The sequence below is a fragment of the Enterococcus sp. DIV0174 genome, assembly GCF_050529065.1.
GTDB lineage: Bacteria > Bacillota > Bacilli > Lactobacillales > Enterococcaceae > Enterococcus_B > Enterococcus_B thailandicus.
Map to the genome: position 1 here is coordinate 2,139,935 of NZ_CP172881.1, position 17,981 is coordinate 2,157,915.

Consider the following 17,981-nt stretch of genomic DNA (forward strand, 5'->3'; position numbering starts at 1 on the left):
TGACTTCTGACAAATGTTTCGCTACATTATTAAGTAATGAACCAACTGATAAAGGAGCAAAAAAATGAACAAAAAGTATCTTCCCTATGCCATTTCCATTTTGTTGATGGTCCTCATTTTGATAAAAAATTTTTTAACCAATCAATTAACTTTTCTACAATTATCAAATGATTCTTTCTTATGCGCGTTGCCGTTTTTGATTATCGGCGGATTTTTATGGGTTTTTTCCTCGGGTTTCTTTGATCATTTTCAACGATCGATTCACCTAGCTCGAACAAGAAACCGGAAGAAAAAACCAGAGTTCTCGCTGCTTTCATCTGCCAGCCATGGTATGTACAGCTTTTGGCTGATTATTGCCGGGATTTTACTTATTTTTTCAATTCTCTTCATGCTATTCGCTCTTTTATAATTGTTGATGAGAACAGGGTGTGTCGTTGGATCAATGACCTACCCTGTTTTTTCTCATCTTCAATTGTTAACGAATAAAAGTGGTTATTCTTCGATATATGTCCACTTGTAATCCCATGAAGCCCCAGCTGCGTGATGCACGATTCCTTTAACTTTTTCATTAACTAAATGACCTTCAGCCTTTTGGTAAACTGGTGCTACACCCATATCATCAGCAATGATTTTGTTTGCTTCTTGCAAATCATCCCAACGCGCTTTTTCATCGCCGGCATCAGTTGAAGAAGATGCTTTCACTACTTTGTCATACTCTTCATTACTCCATTGTCCACGGTTATAAGAGTTTCCTGTTACGAACAGATCAGTAAAGCTACTTGGATCTGCGTAGTCAGCACCCCAACCACCTAATACTGTGTCAAAATCACCTGATGATGAACGATCCAAACGAACAGAGAACGGTACTGGAACTGGTTTAACTTTCACACCATCTAAATTTTCTTGAATTGAGTTTTGGATATATTCAATTACTTTTTTCGTTGAGTCATCATCTGATGCCATCAACTCAAATTCGAGTGAATCAATACCTAGCTCTTTCTTCGCTTTTTCCCAATGTTCTTTTGCTTTGTCTTTATCATAAGAAACTAAATCACCAGCTTCTTTGGCAAAGTCTTCGTTTGTATCAGGATTTTTTGTCATGTCTGCTGGAATTAAGCCAGTTGATGCAACCGAGCCATCCCCCATAACTTGTTTTACTAATGCATCGCGATTGATTGAGTAAGAAATCGCTTTTCGCAAATCAGCATTGTTGAATGGAGAGTCTTCTTCACGTTGGTTAAACTCGATATAACTTGTACGAGCTTCTTTCACAGATGTATACGCTGGATCATTTGCATTTTGTTGTGCTAACTCACCTGATAAAATAACATCATCTGCTTGACCATCTTTAAAGAGATTCAATGAAGTAGAAGATTCTTTTACTACACTGACTTTGACTTCTGATAATTTCACTTCGTCCTTATCCCAGTATTCATCATTTTTCTTGTATGTCCATTCTGTATCCGTTCCTGGACCATCAAAGTCTTCTAATGTGAATGGACCATTGTATACTGCTTTGTCACTTGCTGAAGCATAAGCATCACCGTTTTCTTCAACAACAGCTTGACTTTGCGGGAAGAAAGATGGGAAAGCGAGTAAATATTGGAAATAAGGTGTTTGTTTTGTTAGTGTGATTTCTAATTCGTGATCACCATTCGCTTTGATGCCTAACTCTGATTTATCTTTTTTACCAGCTGTGATGTCTGCTGCATTAGCAACTGGTTCAAATAGATACGCATATTCAGATGCTGTTTTTGGATCAACCGTACGTTGCCAGCCATAAACATAATCTGCTGCTGTTACTGGTTCACCGTTCGACCATTTTGCATCTTCACGTAATTTGATTTTATAAGTTAAACCATCTTCGCTGACGTCTGCCAACTCACTTGCACCTGCAGGTTGTGGTTTACTATCTTTATCAAGACGATAAATTCCTTCATATACGTTGTTCAACGCTGTAAAACTAATTGTATCTGTCGCAACAGATAAATCAGCTGTTGGCATTTCTTGAGGTACAACTAAATTAAATACGCCGCCTCCACTAGCAGAACCACTGCTTTTTGTATTACTGCTCCCTGTATCTGAGCTGCCACCATAACAGCCAGCAAGGACAAGGCCACAAACCGCAACAAAACCAAAAGTTACTTTCTTTTTCATCTTTCGTACCCCTTTTATCGGAATTTTCAGAATAATTAAATATTTCTGAAGTTGTTTAAGAGTTTAATGAATAATTATTAAAAAAGCAACTACTTTTTTCTCTTTTTTCTTAAAATAATCTCTTTAATCAGTATTTTTCGTTAGATTTTTCAGAAAATTCCCTTTATTTATAAAGAAAATAACAATTTTTTATTTTCAATAAAATAATACGCAAAAAAGATTTGATTTCTTAAAAAAAGGTTTTAATGTTCGGTTTTTGCTCAAAAAAAGAGCCGTACAAGTCATTTTCTTGCACGGCTCTTTCTCATTTTTTTCTTCTTTTTATGTGGTTGGTCTTGGCACAAGACCTTTTGCCATCCAAATATCAGGTTTATTCCAGCCATTTGCATCTGGAATCACGCCAACAATTTGATACCCCATTTTCTCATAAAACTCATAAGGATGACTTTTCAAATTTTGAATGGCTTTTGCTTTATCAAAAGTATGCTCAAATAAATTCTCATAACTTAACGTTGTTCCATGATCCAGATCATCTGTACCTAAGTACATCGTGATTCCACCTTTTGATGTTACTTCTTTTTCTAGGTATGTCACAAGTCTGGTACCAATTTGATTTCTCCTTCGAGTGCTCTCTACTACTAAGGGATGCAATTCCCAGCCTGTCAATCGGTATTGAGGAATCGCTCCAACAAAACCAATCAGCGTATCTCCATCTAAGGCAGAAACAGCAATGCGATCTGGTTCCATCAACTGGTCAACTTCTTTTGTCGCATCGGTACCATATTCTTCTGGCCAAGTTAATCTCAATAAATCTGCAAGTTGGTCTCGCAGATCGAGATCGTCACGATCGAATTCAGTAATAATCATTTGTTTCCCCCCGTTCCAACTTATTTTAGCAATGATTGTGGAAAAACCCAAAGATTTCTTCTTGACGTTTAAAAAATGATCGATCATTTTAGATAAAAAAGAAGACGTGAACAAGTCACGTCTTCTAATAATAAACAGCAGTTTCTTACTTACCTGCTACTTTTTTCTCTTTCTTCATCTGCTTGCTACGCAATTGACCACAAGCTGCATCAATATCTGTCCCGTGTTCTTTACGAACGACACAGTTGACCCCATTTTTCTTCAAGACATCATAAAATTTCAAAACATCTGCCTTAGGGCTACGTGAATACTGGTCATGTTCACTTACTGGGTTGTATGGAATCAGATTGACATATGCTAATTTTTTCTTATCCTGTAACAAATCTGCTAACTGCTGTGCGTGTTCTGGCCGATCATTCACGTTGTTCAACATAATGTATTCAAACGTGATTCGACGATTCGTTTTCTCAAGGTATTCATCAACTGCTTCCATCAATTTTTCGATTGGAAAGCTTCGATTGATTCGCATGATTGACGTACGAACTTCATTATTGGGTGCATGTAAGGAGATTGCTAAGTTTACTTGCAGCCCATTATCGGCAAATTCTTTGATTTTATTTGCTAAGCCACTCGTTGACACAGTGATGTGACGTGCCCCGATTGCTAGACCTTTCGCATCGTTGATAATATGCAAGAAATCCATCACGTTATCATAGTTATCAAATGGTTCACCAATCCCCATTACAACAACGTGAGATACTCGTTCACCTTCTCCGCGTTCATCAAAATAATGTTGAACCATCATGATTTGAGCAACGATTTCTCCTGCAGTTAAATCACGATTTTTTTTCAGTAATCCGCTAGCACAGAAGGTACAGCCAATATTACAGCCAACCTGAGTTGTAACACAAACGGACAGACCATACTCTTGACGCATCAAGACAGTCTCAATCATATTCTTATCCGGTAATTCAAATAAATATTTGACTGTTCCGTCAGCTGCTTCTTGCACAACCATTTGTTTTAATGGATTAATCACAAAGTTTTCTGTTAGTTTTTCAATCAAATTTTTTGATAAATTGGTCATTTCTGAAAACGCTGTCACCCGTTTTTGATAAAGCCATTCCCAAACTTGGGCTGCACGGAATTTCTTTTCGCCATTGTTGATAAACCAATTTGTTAGTTCTTCATTCGTCAAGCCATAAATGGACGTTTTTTCCAAAATTATTTCCCTCTTTTTCTCAAAGTTTCGCTACATACTATAACTGATTCTATCTGGGAATGCAAGAAAGTTTGCGAGATCCTTCACTTGTTCTTTCGTAGTGAAGTCCAACTAAAAAAACCAGCCAGCACGGAGTATTCTCTGTGTTGGCTGTTTTTTTTTACACACATATAATTTTTTGTTTCTATTAATTATAGATGATCCTCTGGCTGTCCTTCTGGTAAATCATTCATTGAATCTTCTAATTGTTCAATAAAGACTTTTCTTGGCTTGCTTCCTTCTGAGGGGCCTACCACACCATGCGTTTCTAGTTCATCTACTAGACGTGCTGCACGATTGTAGCCAATTCTAAATCTTCTTTGCAATAAAGAAATACTTGCCGTTTGCATCTCAACAACCAAAGCTTTCGCTTCTTCATATAACTCATCTTGTGGTTGTTCTGGAGTACCAGTGGTCTCGACCTCATCTGTTGGCATCATTTTTTCTTCATAACGTGCTTCTTGTTGTGCTGTTACAAAACTTACGACGCGTTCGACTTCATGATCAGAGATGAAGGCGCCTTGAACACGGATTGGTTTATTTTCTCCCATTGGTAAGAAGAGCATATCACCACGTCCAAGTAATTTTTCTGCCCCATTTGAATCAATGATCGTACGAGAGTCAGTCCCACTAGAAACTGCAAAAGCCATTCGCGAAGGAACATTAGCTTTGATAATCCCTGTGATAACATCCACACTAGGGCGTTGTGTTGCTAGAATCATATGGATCCCAGCAGCCCGAGCCATTTGTGCCAAACGAATGATTGCATCCTCAACTTCATTACTGGCAACCATCATCAAGTCTGCTAATTCATCAACGATTACCACAATAAACGGTAATGTCGGATGCTTCGTGCCATCTTCTAAATTCTTTTGTTGTACAAATTCATTGTACCCAGAAATATTTCTGACTCCTGTAGCGGCAAATTTTTCGTAACGTTCTTCCATTTCTTGAACAACTTTTTGTAAAGCTTGTGCTGCTTTTCTTGGATTTGTTACAACGGGCGTTAAAAGATGCGGAATCCCATTGTACATATTCAACTCAACCATTTTCGGATCAATCATCATTAATTTGACCTCATGTGGTTTTGCCTGCATCAAGATACTTGTGATAATACCATTGATTGCAACAGACTTCCCACTACCGGTGGAACCTGCCACAAGTAAGTGAGGCATTTTGCTTAAATCAGCTGTTTGTACGCGACCAGAAACATCACGACCTAATGGTACTTCCAAAAGTTTATCCGGATGTTTTGGCTGTGCTTCAATTACTTCTCTAAACGAAACCATACTGATTTTGCCATTAGGAACCTCAATCCCAATCAAAGATTTACCTGGAATTGGCGCTTCCATCCGCACATCTTTTGCTGCCAAAGCTAAGGCAATATCATCAGTTAAGTTAACAATTTTGCTTACCTTTACACCAACGGCAGGCTGTACTTCGAATTTCGTAACGGAAGGACCAAGACTCGCTTTCACTACTTTGGCATCTACGCCAAAACTTTGGAAAGTTTGTTCTAGCACACCAATATTTTTTTCGATTTTCTTATACTCATCACTTTGGTCCACTGCTGGAATCGAATCGAGCAAATCAACAGACGGTAATTCATACGCATGATTTTCTTCTTCAGCGGCAATCTCAAACTCTAAAACAGAGCCGTCATCTTCAGGAACTTCTTCTTCAAGCCCTTCATGCGCATCAATCGGCAACGTTGTTTGTGTAGGTGTATGTTCAATCGGTGGCTTCGTCTGCATTTGTTCTTGGAAGCTATTGATTGGCACAAAACTCGGTTCGTTTGTTTCTGTCGCTGGTAATTCATCTGGTTCGTCGTTTCTTGTTTGTTGACGTTCCCGATTTTTTTCCATTTCGGCGATTTCTGCCTCAGCTGCTTCTTGAGCAGCCAAACGTTTTGCTTCTCTTGCTTGTGCTCGTTGTTCTTTTCTCTCTGCTTTTTCAGCTTGTTTTTTTGCTTGTTTTGCTGGGTCACCTTCCAACAATCCTTGCAGTCTCTCCCCTAATGTTTGGATGCCCTCTAGTAATTGATACCCTTCAAGATTGCTAAATAAAAACGCGCCGACAATCAATAGTAAAACAGCGACCAGATAGCTACCTGGTTGAGCAATCAAAAAGTAAGTGAAATGATACAACAGTGCTCCAACCATCCCACCACCTACATTACTACTGACTTGACTTTGCTTAATATCACTTGCTAATAAATCCCAAGTAGTGCCAAGAATATTCGGTTCTCCACTGTGGAGCTTCCCAAATAAATGAGCGTGGAAGAAAAGTAATATTCCTAAATAAAAGAAAATACCTCCTACCAAACGTCGAGGTTTGCCAATCTTTAATTCCGTATTCTTGATAATGATCCAGAATCCTGTGATGGCTAATAACAAACAAAGAATTGGATAAGTGTTACCTGCAAAGATTCGAAAACCATTAGCAACTAAAGTTCCTAAGAACCCTAATCTTAAAAAACCAAATGCAGCAAATAAAATAAGTGCAAAACCGACAAAAATCGTCAAGAGTTGCTCTTGTTGCTGCTTTTGCTTTTTCGTCTTTTTCTTTTTCTTTGCAGGACGTTTTTTCTGCGCCATTATTTATCCCTCATTTCATTCCCCATTATACAAAAAAAAAGAAGGGAACTAAAGTTTTGTTTCAAAGAACTCGTCTCTTTCTTTTCATTTCGTCATTTTTTCATAAAAATGCGAAAGAAATTTGATTATAACAATGGAAGAAGTGAATGCTTTATTTTTTTATTATCAAGAATGAATTTTTCAGTTAAACCTTTGCTCGCAAAAAAGTTGAAACAACAGCTACGTAGCTATCGTTTCAACTTTTCGACTTCATTTTTTATTATTCGATTGATTCGCCATTTTCTTTAATGACTGATTGATACCAATAATAGCTGTCTTTTTTGTAACGTTCAAGCGATCCTTCTTGTGTTTCATCTTGATCCACATAAACAAAGCCATAACGTTTTTGGTAGCCATTCAACCAACTTAACAAATCTGTATAGGACCATGTGCAGTAACCTAAAACCGTCGCACCATCAGAGATTGCTTCTTTGATGGCTTTCACATGACTCGCCAAATAATTAATTCGATACTCATCATGGATTTTTTTGTCGTCAGTTAACTTATCATATTCACCTAATCCATTTTCGGTAATCAAAATAGGTGTTCGATAACGGCTGGTAATTCGACGAAGAGCAATTCTTAACCCTTCAGGATCGATTTCCCAGTCCCAATTTGTGCGTTCCACAAAAGGATTTTCAACTTTTTTGTACATTCCCGGTACACCGGTTTCTTCAGAAGAACCTTTTTTACCAGTTGTGTTCATTTTACCTGCGCCAACGCCATCTAAGGGGTTAAATGCATTCGTTGCTGTCTGATAATAATTGATACCTAAAAAGTCAGGCTTTGCTGATTCTAGCAGTTCTTCATCGCCCGCTTCAATCGTTGGTGCCCAACCTTGCTCCTCTAAAAACTTCATTGCAGCAATTGGATACTTGCCCCACATGTAGACGTCCATCCAATAATTTGCCATTAAATCTTCGGCATTTTCAGCAGCCAAAATATTTTTTGGATCGCTATTGATTGGATAATTTGGCGTATACGCAAAACTTGGACCAATTTTTCCTGGCATTTTTAATTCATGGAATTTATTGATTACAGAAGCATTCGCTAAATTCGCGATGTGATTCACTGCATACATTCTTTTTGGATCGGTTACACCTGGTGGATGAACAGCCAGTAAGTAGCCTAATGAAGTGAAGACATTTTGCTCATTTAAACTAATCCAATAATGAACTTTTCCACGAAAAGCTTCAAATAAAGTTTCAGCATACTTCGTAAAGTCTTCAATAATTTGGCGTGATTCCCACCCATTGTATTCATCTTGCAATGCTTGTGGCAAGTCCCAATGATACAAAGTAACCATTGGTTCAATGTCGTTTTTAATCAACTCGTCTACTAGTTCCTGATAAAAGGCTAACCCAGCTTGATTGACTTCCCCACGACCTGTTGGGAAAATTCGAGTCCAGGCAATTGAAAAACGATAAGCTTTCAATCCCTGTTCCTTCATTAAAGCAATATCTTCTTGAAAGCGATGATAATGATCGACCGCTAAATCACCATTGGTACCTTTAAATGTTTTACCCGGAATTCGGACAAACCGATCCCAGACAGATTCTCCTTTACCATCTTCTTGCCAAGCACCTTCGACTTGGTAAGCAGCTGAGGCAGATCCCCATAAAAAATCATTTGGAAATGAAGTTAATGTTTGATGTTCCATTGTCTACTTCCTCTCTTCCTTCATTCAATCCTTACAACCTTAGAATAACACGAAACCCCTTTCAGTTCAAAGAGTTTTATCGAAAAAGACTAGACATTTTAAAATAAGGATAGTGTTTCAGTTTTATTGGCATTAAGGCTGATTCAAACAAATAATTTGTGTAGTAATAAAATATCCCTAGTAAAAATTCAATTTCAGGAATAATCAAATCAATGAGCTTCAGTGTGAAAATAGCCATTATTTGCTTGTTTTCATTGCTTACCATAATAGGTTATTTTAAATCGATTGAAAAAAATTCAAAACTATTTTTCAACTTCTTTCATAAATAAAATACTTCTTCAGCAATCACAGCTTTACTTACTCAGGAAAGAATATTCTGACCATGGCTAGGCTTTCGAATTCTTTCAAAAATAAACCTAGTCTAACGCACTCCATTTTTTTGGGGTATATAATTCGACATGCCTGATCTCGTCATAATTCACTTTATTTGAATGAATGTAAATCCCTAATTCATCATGACCATCAATCTGTCCGATAAGTTCATCAGAATAGTGACCTTCCACATCCATTTCTTCTTTTTGGATCGCGACTGCTTTATTTTTGATGATTGCTTTGTTTAAGACTCGAGCGATTTCTTCGTTTGTCATTTTCACCTTTGCCAAATTGATTGTCCTTTTTTCTTTCGCTTGGCAAGCAATTTTTTCAGTATGGTCAGACAAATACATCCCTTGCCACTTGATTATTCCACGATCTTCATAATCAACCATGATTGATTCCTCCATTTCCACCAGCGTGTCCACCAACCAAATGACTTCGGTCAATACTTCTTGCACCTTCAAGATAAGAAGATGCATGAACAATTGAGCTAAAACCATATTTTTCTCGAATTTTATCAATAATTCGATCCAAATTTTCCTCTTTGATTTGTTTTTCTGGATTGCTAAACAAATCCAATTGCATCGACTCTGTATAAACTAACTTGCTATAGGAGATGGAGACTTTGCGAACTTCTTGACCATTATAAAATTTATTAAATAAATACACGCAATACATTTGTAGCTGTTTCGTATTATCAGTCAAAGGTATTTTCATTTGGCGAGAAAAGCCTTCTTTCTCTTCTAATATAGATGTGCCAATACCTACATGAATACAACTTGTTTTACAGCCGTGCTTTCGAATTCTAATGGCTACTTGCTCAGCCATTTCTTTCACGACAATCTCAATCTCATTTCTTCTAGTATAATCTCTTGGTAATATTTGAGAATTGCCATAGCTTTTTTCTTTGGTTGGTGGTGGCGCAACTGCGATATCGGTTCGATCTATACCATTTGCATGAAAATATAATTGCAGACCTATCACACCAAATTTATTCTTAAGTAAATCAGGTTTCCAATTAGCTAAATTTTCGATGGACATAATGCCCATCTGATGTAATCTTTTTTTCGTTCGTGAACCAATCCCCCAAAAATCGGTCATTTCTGCTATGTTCCAAACTTTCTTAGAGATATCTTGATATGTCCATTCAGCGATAAACCCGTTATTTTTTTTGGCTTCGTTGTCTAATGCCAGTTTCGCAAGCAAGGGATTGTCCCCAATTCCAACAGTTGCGATCAAACCCATTTTCTGATAAACATGTCGTTGAATTTTTCTAGCTAATTGTTTTCGCTGCTTACTCCGACTTTTTCCTTCTGTCGTAAATAACTTCATCGACTTAGTGACTTTCAAAATAGATTCATCAATTGAATAGATTAACAAATCTTCATCAGTTACATACTGCCTAAAAATATCATTCACTTCCATGTTTCTCTTGATGTATAAATTCATTCTAGGTGCGGCAATAACTAGGCTATCAGGAAAAGGCGAAGGCAGATCTCTTGGACGACTTACATTGGAGATTCCGTAATGTTTCTTAGCCATCGGTGATGAAGCCAAAATAAGTCCTGAACCAGTATTGTCAGCTTGGCTCATTACAACCAGTTCTGTTGCTAAGGGATCCAGTCCACGTTCAACACATTCAACTGAGGCATAGAAACTCTTTATATCAATCATGAAATAGTCATTCACTGGTTCATTTGAATAGTCTAACACGTCGTTACACCTCACTTCACGCCCTTATTATACAAACATACGTTCCCTTTGTAAACTGATTGTCCCAAGTTTTTCAAAAAAAGAACACAGGAAAGAAAGGTTTCCAGATTGATTTTTCTTTTTCGTGTATAGTCTTTGCCAAACAAAAAATCCTTTTTTAGTTTCGAAAATAAAATGACAAAATTTCTAACGAATCAAAACTTTTCTTCACACTTTGTTTCCAAGACCCTCTTTTTTTCAAAAAGTATAGCTAAATGTGTTACCGAAATGCTTGAAACTAGTTTATGCATATCAGTTGGTGCTTTTGGTGGATGTGTTCGTTTTATCCAAGAAGCTAATCAAAAGCCAAAAATTCGTATCTTTTCCAAAAATTAGGTATGGTAATCATACATACTTGGAGGTGCAAAAATGGAAACTTTGTTAAAAAACGTGCGTGTTGAAACAAATTACTTAACAGCTGGAAATTATACGTATGGAACGGAAACGAGAACAGTCGATATTTTATTCAACCAAGACACGATCGTTTCTGTTCGAACTGCTGGCGAAACACCCGACAAAAATCGACAGGTCATCGATGGCAAAAATGCACTTTTTCTGCCCCAATTAAGAGAAATGCACTGTCATTTTGATAAAAGTAAACTGGGTATTCCTTGGACACCCATCGAGCCGGCAGCAACTATTGTCGAGCGGTTTACTCGAGAGTATGACTATTTAGAATCCGCACCACTTTCTTTTGACGAACGAATGAAAAATTTACTCAATTTGGAATTGCTTCATGGCGCCACGCATTTTCGTTCGCATATTGATGTTCATCCCTTAGTCGGTCAACGTTATTTAGAAGGGGCACAAAAAGTTTTAACTGAGTATACAGATAAACTGGCGTACGAATTAGTTGCCTTTCCTCAACATGGATTACTTCGTTCAAATGCTTACGATGAAATGAAAAAAGCTTTGCAAAATGGTGCAAGCTTGGTCGGCGGAGTTGATCCACTCAGTCTTGATGGTAACTTGGAGAAATCATTAACAACCACATTTGATTTGGCTACACAATTTGATGCGCCCATCGACCTTCACCTGCATGAACGCGGTGACAACGTTCGCCAAACTTTTGCAAAGATCATTGCATTAACTGAAGAAAGTGGCTGGGCTGGCAAAGTAACTGTCAGTCATGCTTATGGGCTGAAAGATTTATCTGCTAGTGAACGAAAAGAACTGTTTCCACGTTTAGCAGAAAATAACATCACGATTATCTCAAGCATTCCATTAAATCCCGTGATTCCACCGTTAACAGAATTAAGGGCTGCTGGGGTAAAAACATTCATTGGCTGTGACAATATTTATGATTGCTGGTCTCCTTTCGGTAATGGTGACGTGCTAGATAAACTAAATCGTTATGCCGAAATTTTTAATTTGACGAGTCAGCAAGCACTTACTGAAAGTCTCGAATTAGTGACGAATCAGCCGCTAATTGAGCCAGATGGTTGGGTAAAAATCGGCATGCCCGCAAATTTCACATTAGTTGATGCAACTTCCACTGCTGAATTTGTAGCACGAAAAATCCCTATTTCAGCTAGCTATTATAAAGGAAAGAAAGTAACAATTGATTAACAAAAAAGCCATTGCTCTATTTAAGAGCAATGGCTTTTCCATATGTCATTTGAAAATCAATCGCAAATCCTGATTAACGTAACGAATTTTCATTACTTACCTTTTCTTATATCTATGACCTGTACGGACATTGGTTAAGACAGACCTGTTGACCTTGTCTCATCTTTTTTCTCTTAAAAAAAGCAAATAAGAACCACATCTATACCAGATATGGTTCTTATTTTGAAAAAGTGAACACAATTTATAAGAGTAAACGATCATCACCGTTCTAACTAATTTAGCTAGCTGATTTCACTTTTACTGGTATTTTTAAAAAAAAGTTTTCCTTTCAAAAATAGCGCTACTAAAATACTAAGTCTTATCACGCTATCTACCAAATTAAAATGAATACTTACTTCAGGATGTTTATACGTATAAATAAGGAAGATCAATAATGTTATCGCCAGTAAGAGGTTCTTCCAATTTTTTTTAATCATTCCCATGATAAGCATCTGTATACCTATCACAAGAAAAAAGAGAGGAAAAACAAAAAAATTCATTATTGTTAGCAAGAAACTGGTAGTTATCGTCTGCTGAAACATTGCTAAAAATTGACTAAAAAAGAAGCTATTCCAAGTTAATATGCCTATGAACAAAAAAATCGTTCTTATCCATGGATTAATTACCATAAAAAATACGGTTGAAAATAGTATTAATGCATAACTAAGTTCCATCATTCTCTGTTCATCTCCGCTTCTTTGGTTTCTACTGTTGTCACATTTCTTCTTTTGCTAAAGCCAAAAGTTTATCTTTAAATGCTTTACAGATATCTTTCTTCGCTTCTACTGATTCTTCGCCCTGTTCAATACCAAGGGCTGCATCTGAGCCCCCAAACAGGGTAAGTAACCCGATTCTAAATCCATAAATAATTGGATGTTCTACGGCTGAACTTAACAGTGCTTCTTTTGCACTTTCTAACATATAATCTTCAGTGGCACCATATCTTGTAGCAATAAAATTCGTATAACGATAACCATATAAACTAGGTTCTCCTAAGTAATCTGTAAAAGCACTAGCAAGTGATCGTTCATTTTTAAGTACTTGGTAAGCCATATTCCATGCATCAACATCAGAAATCAAGTCTTCTCTTGAAAAGAAGCTCTTGGCATTTTCACCCGTACCACCAATCCAATCATAGCTAAAGTTATAAACAGATTCAATTATATCTTTTTTATTCCAATAATCAATTAGGAAAGTATCTAAATCACCCAACCAGCCACAGCCATCGCCAAGGTTTGCTCCGTTAATATCAGGTAACCCATGCTGTAAATAACCTGCAATAGCAGCGAAACAATGTGCGCCACCAATAGTATCGTCACTGCTAGGATCAATATAATCAAAATATCGTTCATTTTCAGGTACTTTCGAATGAACAAGTGCTACAAAGTTATCATCAATTTTCCCCGCAACGGATTCCCAAATGTACCCTGAATATACCTCGTGTCTAAAATAATCTGCAACTAAATGTGCTCGATGAAGTGGTAAATACAAAGGCTTATACTCTTTAGCTAGATCTTCCACTTTTTGAACAAACGCAATAAAATTATTTTGATCGTTCTCGTAATTAGTTACTTGTGTATTGACGACTGCTGCGTTTCGACCAGGAATAGGCGCAAAATCTTCGAAGTTTCGACCATAACCAAGCTTTATTTCTTTTGGCGAACCAATCCCTAGGTCACTTAATTTAGCTGTCACTTCAATAAAGTTACTTTTTTTGATGATTTTTGCTTGTCCTATTTCCTCCCAAGAAAAATCAGAACCTGTCCCTGTATAACGATAAATTTTATCATTTTGAATCATCCGATTCATCTTTGCATTTGGCCAAGCCCAAACGTCCATTCCAGCTCCAGCACCTGTATCTAAGTAAAAATTGCTAGAGGTATCTAGCTCATATCCTCGTACATAAATATAAAGATTTTTACTATCTTCGGCTGCACTCAAATCAAAAATTTTACCTGAACCCATAGCTAGAGACTTAACTGTTACCCACTCAGAAAAATCCCCCGTTGAGCTAATCGTCGTTTTTAATTTTTTAGACATGTACATCGTATAACTAAATTGAGAAATTTCAGATATTGTGTCTCCAATCACTTGAGCGACTTTAAACGTGACCGACTTATCGATTTTTATAGGCCCAGAATACACCGTGCCATTCTCTAATGTCGGGTTCAAGCCATTTGTTGTATAGATTAATTTATCCCCAGTGTAGTTAAAGGATAAATTAAATGGTTGGGTATAATTTCCAGATTTATGCGATGCATAAATCACTTTTGGTTGTAACCAATTATCCCTTTTGACTTGCGCATACGCCCAAATATAAGTTTCGCCCATTCCAACATTCACGCCATCCATAATCGCTTGATGAATTCTTTTCCAGACATGTGCGTCCTTTTCCGGATCAAGTACAAATCCCGTAAAGTAATGAATTTTTTCCGAAGGATAGCCCAAATTATTTTGAATGAATTCTAATACATCTTGATGTTCACGCATCTGATTCTTAATCAAGTAATCATAATCTTCCAGCATAAAGAAATCAAGATTTGGATATGCCCACTCTACTTTAGGAAAATTTACCATTCCCATCATCATCGGTGTTCGAGTCTTATCCATAACAGAAGGTGGGAAGAATAATACTGTGAACTGTGCATTTGAATAATTTGCTTTGACTGCGTCACGCAACATTAATGTAAAGGAACCAATTTTTGTTTGCAACCATGAAAGCATTGATTCATGACCAACGATTGATTCGTTAACTGTATGAAATTCATGCATATCTAATCCAGTTTCTGCTTTATAAAGATTTCTAGTGGCTTGGTCATAAAAACAAGGAGTTAATTCATCTTGATGCCACCACCAAGGTTCTCCTAATTGCACGATAGGCGTTAAGCCAAATTGATTGGAAATGTCAGCTAGGCCAACTGCTAGTCGTTGATAAAATGCTTGAACTTCTGCATTTGTGAAACTTAAAAAATGCGGGGTAGGTGTCCAACCACTTGTCCCTGGTGTTCCATCATATGTTCGTTGCCACCATCCTTCTTTCGCATCTACATTTTCCATGGAAATTGAATGAATAATAGCCATTTGGTTATCAGCTAATCGTCTTACATAGTCTTTATACCAAGCTTCAAATGCCTGATTGAACAATTTATCTTCGAGTAAAATCCCAGTACCATCTACAATTTTTTTATCATAGTAATGGGAGGCACCAATGTAAAAGTTCACAATTTTGGTATAACCTAATTGGAGATAGCTATCAATAATCCGCTCAGGTGTTAAATTATAACTATCATCATAATCATCACACATTCTGATTACTCCAGGAGAAGCGGCTACTGTTTCATTGCCAAGAAAGGTGTCCCCTGTAACTTTCCAGTTCGTCATACTCATAGCAAAAGGATAAGAATCATCTAAATATTGAGTAGTTCCTCCAATTCAAGATGAAGTATTGGCTCTGTTTGACTAGATAATTCAGCTTCATCCTTAAACCACTGAACCTCTGGTGTATATGGTTCCCATAAAATTTGTTTGTAGTCGATATTGCTGTGAAATTTCATAACTGACATCTTCTCCATAGCCCACCGTAAGATTACTCTGAGTCCCCTCTATATACGCCAATGAACGAAGTATCGTTTGTTCGGAAACTCCAGACATGACCAAGTGTGCTTCCAATGAATTCCGTACTGTTTCTAGGTATTCGAGTTTAGTTTCTATATAACGCACTGGATTCCCTTCAAATATCCATCTCTGTATAGTGCCCCCCATACCTAGAAACTTTACATGCGAAATTAAATTCCGACTAAACGCACGCTCGCCTATATATCCAATTTTCTCTGGTAGCACTAAACTTGTTAACAGATTACTATCAAAAGCACCTTGGCCTATCCACTGTACACTGCTCGGAAACGTTATATCTGATAAGCGGTTTGAACCAAAAACACCGACAGATAGGGATTGAAGGTTCTCGGAAATCTGTATACTATTAAGCCGATTTCTTATAAAGGCATAGGGGTCGATGGTTGTCACACTATTAGGAATTATTAGGCTTGTAAGTTGGTTGTCAGAAAAAGCATATGTTCCTATTCCAACCATTGTATCAGGGATTGTCACACTTGTAATACTATCCCCTTGAAACGCGTGAGATCCAATAAGAGTCACTGGCGAGGGATTTACCCACCCAGCTAATTGATTAGTAACTTTCGAAGGAATTTCTACATGTCCTCCTGGTCCCAAATAACCGGTCACAGTTGCTGATGAATTGCCGTCCGTTCCCTCAAACCGAAAGATTATATCATCTATAATTATCCAGCTTGGCTCAATTCCTGACTCTAACTCATCAGATTCGTCTCCAATCTTATTTTCTAGAATTTCATTCTCATATAAACGATTTTCTTCTAATTCAGGGATTTCTGATTCTAAAAACTCAGTAGGTAAATGTTCTTTGTTGTGCTGATTTTCATCTTCGACGGGCAGTTTTTCGCTAGACACTTCTGCTTTTTCAGAAGTTTCTTCTGCCATTTTATCAGTGCTTACTTCCGCCTCACTTGTGGCGACGATTTCTGTTGCTTGTACGATACTTGGCATCATCAAAGCTAAAACCATACAGAGGACGGAAAACTTCTGCCAAATTTTCTGTTTCATGTTTTCACCTACTTCTTTTTTCGTTTTGAATACACTAACCAAGCAATCACTAATAATAACAACACGACCACACCACTAGCAATTGCCAAGTAAAGACCGGTTCGATTCGTTTCTAAATTCACCGCTTTCTCATTTAGTTCTCTGGCTTCTTTTGCGGTGATGGTAAAGTTTTTTTCGAATTGCCACTCTTCCTCGCCAGAAGCAACAACCATTTTTAATCGATAGTCGCCAGCCTGTAATGGTTTCGTCCCTGTACTAATCCCAAAAGGTAAAGTCGAATTAGGTGCCATGCGCATATCGCCTCGTGCTTCTGTATAAATCGGTGTCTCGTTTCCTTTTTCAAACACTTGTGCTTCTACCTGTACGTCATTCAAAATCATTGCTGCTTGATTTTGAATCGAACCAATCACAAAACTTCGACGGTTTCGTTGGTCTACGTTTACTTGTGTGAGGTCTACCACAGGTGAAATTTCTTGATCCGTTTGGTTAATGACCACAGCTAAGGAATAGGAAAAGCGGTTTGTGATTTGGCTCTCACTTTCTGGTACTTGTTCAGAAATCGTGATTCCACCCAGTAAGATGCCATCAAAAGATTGTTCCGGCATTATCACTTTCGCTTCAATCGTGCGCGTTTCGCTTGCAGCTAGTGTGATTGATTGGTCTTCAAGCTCAACGATTTCAGCAAAATTAACTGGTAAGGTATCATCTGGTTCTGCTTCACTAAATCCATAGTTAATCACACCATTACTATTGGTTGTTGCAGTATTCACACCTATGTCAAGGGTCATTTCTTCTTCCGAATTGTTTGTAACTTGAACTGCCAATGTCTCTTCCTGTTTTGGTTCTAAGTTAATATCAAAATACGAAACGCCTTCATTTGTTTGGCTTTCGGGCAACACTGCTTGTACACTAAAATCAGGTGAACTTGCTTCTACTAAACTGCCTCCCGTAAAAAACAAACCTACTACAGAGGCAAAACAAATCAATCCCACTACTACTCGTCGCACGTATGCATCTTCCTTTCTTT

The 17,981-nt window shown here is 37.5% G+C and carries 12 protein-coding genes; 2 read left to right on the top strand and 10 right to left on the bottom strand.

Annotated elements, in window-relative coordinates:
• Nucleotides 1-64 precede the first annotated feature (64 nt).
• Nucleotides 65-409, top strand: coding sequence for a DUF3899 domain-containing protein (locus tag IGJ93_RS10265; RefSeq protein ID WP_067482591.1), 345 nt, complete (start codon nucleotides 65-67; stop codon nucleotides 407-409).
• An 83-nt stretch (nucleotides 410-492) separates the two neighbouring features.
• On the opposite strand, the gene IGJ93_RS10270 is transcribed toward IGJ93_RS10265, so the two are convergent.
• The 7 genes from IGJ93_RS10270 to IGJ93_RS10300 all read right to left on the bottom strand — a co-directional run bounded on the left by IGJ93_RS10270 (nucleotide 493) and on the right by IGJ93_RS10300 (nucleotide 10,669).
• On the bottom strand, nucleotides 493-2,157 hold the full coding sequence (locus IGJ93_RS10270; protein ID WP_067482593.1) for a peptide ABC transporter substrate-binding protein: 1,665 nt from the start codon (nucleotides 2,155-2,157) through the stop codon (nucleotides 493-495).
• 321 nt (nucleotides 2,158-2,478) lie between these two features.
• Complete coding sequence (gene aac(6'), locus IGJ93_RS10275) at nucleotides 2,479-3,024, bottom strand: aminoglycoside N-acetyltransferase AAC(6')-Ii (RefSeq protein WP_067482595.1); 546 nt, start codon at nucleotides 3,022-3,024, stop codon at nucleotides 2,479-2,481.
• Nucleotides 3,025-3,169: 145 nt separating this feature from the next.
• The gene (gene rlmN, locus IGJ93_RS10280) at nucleotides 3,170-4,246 is read right to left on the bottom strand and encodes a 23S rRNA (adenine(2503)-C(2))-methyltransferase RlmN (RefSeq protein WP_067482596.1); all 1,077 of its coding nucleotides are present in this window, start codon (nucleotides 4,244-4,246) and stop codon (nucleotides 3,170-3,172) included.
• A gap of 191 nt (nucleotides 4,247-4,437) precedes the next feature.
• Complete coding sequence (locus IGJ93_RS10285; protein WP_067482599.1) at nucleotides 4,438-6,882, bottom strand: DNA translocase FtsK; 2,445 nt, start codon at nucleotides 6,880-6,882, stop codon at nucleotides 4,438-4,440.
• Nucleotides 6,883-7,141: 259 nt separating this feature from the next.
• The gene (locus IGJ93_RS10290) at nucleotides 7,142-8,581 is read right to left on the bottom strand and encodes a glycoside hydrolase family 1 protein (RefSeq protein WP_071868860.1); all 1,440 of its coding nucleotides are present in this window, start codon (nucleotides 8,579-8,581) and stop codon (nucleotides 7,142-7,144) included.
• Between the two features lie 416 nt (nucleotides 8,582-8,997).
• A complete protein-coding gene (locus IGJ93_RS10295) occupies nucleotides 8,998-9,348 on the bottom strand; it encodes a hypothetical protein (RefSeq protein WP_067482603.1) in 351 nt (116 codons plus the stop codon).
• Nucleotides 9,341-10,669: a Y-family DNA polymerase gene (locus IGJ93_RS10300; protein WP_071868858.1), complete on the bottom strand. Its 1,329-nt coding sequence runs from the start codon at nucleotides 10,667-10,669 to the stop codon at nucleotides 9,341-9,343. Before IGJ93_RS10300 ends, IGJ93_RS10295 begins: the two co-directional genes overlap by 8 nt.
• A 408-nt stretch (nucleotides 10,670-11,077) precedes the next feature.
• Here IGJ93_RS10300 and IGJ93_RS10305 point away from each other — a divergent pair, with 408 nt between their 5' ends.
• Complete coding sequence (locus tag IGJ93_RS10305) at nucleotides 11,078-12,277, top strand: amidohydrolase family protein (protein ID WP_075491668.1); 1,200 nt, start codon at nucleotides 11,078-11,080, stop codon at nucleotides 12,275-12,277.
• A 753-nt stretch (nucleotides 12,278-13,030) separates the two neighbouring features.
• On the opposite strand, the gene IGJ93_RS10310 is transcribed toward IGJ93_RS10305, so the two are convergent.
• The 3 genes from IGJ93_RS10310 to IGJ93_RS10320 all read right to left on the bottom strand — a co-directional run bounded on the left by IGJ93_RS10310 (nucleotide 13,031) and on the right by IGJ93_RS10320 (nucleotide 17,961).
• Complete coding sequence (locus tag IGJ93_RS10310; protein ID WP_176694889.1) at nucleotides 13,031-15,697, bottom strand: non-contractile tail sheath protein; 2,667 nt, start codon at nucleotides 15,695-15,697, stop codon at nucleotides 13,031-13,033.
• A 99-nt stretch (nucleotides 15,698-15,796) separates the two neighbouring features.
• Nucleotides 15,797-16,954 (bottom strand): leucine-rich repeat domain-containing protein, encoded by a 1,158-nt coding sequence (locus IGJ93_RS10315; RefSeq protein ID WP_071868854.1) that lies wholly within the window; start codon nucleotides 16,952-16,954, stop codon nucleotides 15,797-15,799.
• A gap of 8 nt (nucleotides 16,955-16,962) precedes the next feature.
• Nucleotides 16,963-17,961 carry a DUF916 and DUF3324 domain-containing protein gene (locus IGJ93_RS10320; RefSeq protein WP_270492840.1) on the bottom strand — a complete coding sequence of 333 codons (999 nt, stop codon included), beginning with the start codon at nucleotides 17,959-17,961 and terminating at the stop codon, nucleotides 16,963-16,965.
• Between the last annotated feature and the right edge of the window lie 20 nt (nucleotides 17,962-17,981).

Excerpts from the sequence above, each read along its gene's own strand:
- IGJ93_RS10310 (WP_176694889.1), bottom strand. The coding sequence starts at position 15,697 with ATGACGAACTGGAAAGTTACAGGGGACACCTTTCTTGGCAATGAAACA.
- IGJ93_RS10295 (WP_067482603.1), bottom strand. The coding sequence starts at position 9,348 with ATGGTTGATTATGAAGATCGTGGAATAATCAAGTGGCAAGGGATGTAT.
- IGJ93_RS10290 (WP_071868860.1), bottom strand. The coding sequence starts at position 8,581 with ATGGAACATCAAACATTAACTTCATTTCCAAATGATTTTTTATGGGGA.
- IGJ93_RS10265 (WP_067482591.1), top strand. The coding sequence starts at position 65 with ATGAACAAAAAGTATCTTCCCTATGCCATTTCCATTTTGTTGATGGTC.
- IGJ93_RS10270 (WP_067482593.1), bottom strand. The coding sequence starts at position 2,157 with ATGAAAAAGAAAGTAACTTTTGGTTTTGTTGCGGTTTGTGGCCTTGTC.
- IGJ93_RS10285 (WP_067482599.1), bottom strand. The coding sequence starts at position 6,882 with ATGGCGCAGAAAAAACGTCCTGCAAAGAAAAAGAAAAAGACGAAAAAG.
- IGJ93_RS10305 (WP_075491668.1), top strand. The coding sequence starts at position 11,078 with ATGGAAACTTTGTTAAAAAACGTGCGTGTTGAAACAAATTACTTAACA.
- IGJ93_RS10315 (WP_071868854.1), bottom strand. The coding sequence starts at position 16,954 with ATGAAACAGAAAATTTGGCAGAAGTTTTCCGTCCTCTGTATGGTTTTA.